The sequence below is a fragment of the Alcanivorax sp. HI0044 genome (assembly GCF_001634945.1).
Genome location: NZ_LWEZ01000311.1, coordinates 1 through 623, shown reverse-complemented (window position 1 = coordinate 623; position 623 = coordinate 1). Strand labels below are relative to the sequence as shown.

The 623-nt window shown below is 56.2% G+C and carries 1 protein-coding gene; it reads left to right on the top strand.

The window, feature by feature from the left end:
• Positions 1–62 precede the first annotated feature (62 nt).
• The gene (locus A3730_RS03770; RefSeq protein WP_063519125.1) at positions 63–560 is read left to right on the top strand and encodes a hypothetical protein; all 498 of its coding nucleotides are present in this window, start codon (positions 63–65) and stop codon (positions 558–560) included.
• Positions 561–623 lie beyond the last annotated feature (63 nt).

Below are 623 nucleotides of genomic sequence, written 5' to 3'. Positions count from 1 at the left end.
ATTTCCTGAAAAGAACGTATCTGAAAACAACGTAGATAATCGCTAACACCGGGGGAGCGCACATGCGCCGCGCATTCATTTTGTTGTTGATGCTGGTCGCAGCCCAGCTGCACGGGGCCGAGCTGGACAAGGATCTGGCCGATTTCAAACGTGACGTGCTGGAAGTCAATAAACGCCTGCTATTGCTGGAAGAAGAGTTGCTGTTCCCCGCCGATACCCAGGTCGGGATTTACGTGTCTCTGGATGTGGGGCATTTTTTTCAACTGGACAGCATCACGCTGGAGCTGGATGGCGAAGTGTTGGCCAGCCACCTTTATACGGAAAAGGAAATCCGCGCCCTGATGAACGGTGCGGTGCAGCGCCTGGCGCTGGCCAATGTGAAGAATGGTGACCATGAACTCACGGCCTTTATCACCGGCATTGGCCCTGCCGGACGGGAAATGCGCCACGGGGTGACCGGCCACTTCGACAAGAATCATGGCCGCCATTTCGTTCAGCTTCATATCGAGGACGATACCGCCAAACAGCAGCCGCGTTTCCGTTTTCGCGACTGGCGCTGAGAGCGGTCTATGCGAATGCGCGGATGCTTGAAAGGGCTGGCGGTGGGGCTGTTGTTGCTCAGC

Bases quoted from the DNA above. Each gene is read 5' to 3' on its own strand.
- A3730_RS03770 (WP_063519125.1), top strand. From the start codon at position 63: ATGCGCCGCGCATTCATTTTGTTGTTGATGCTGGTCGCAGCCCAGCTG.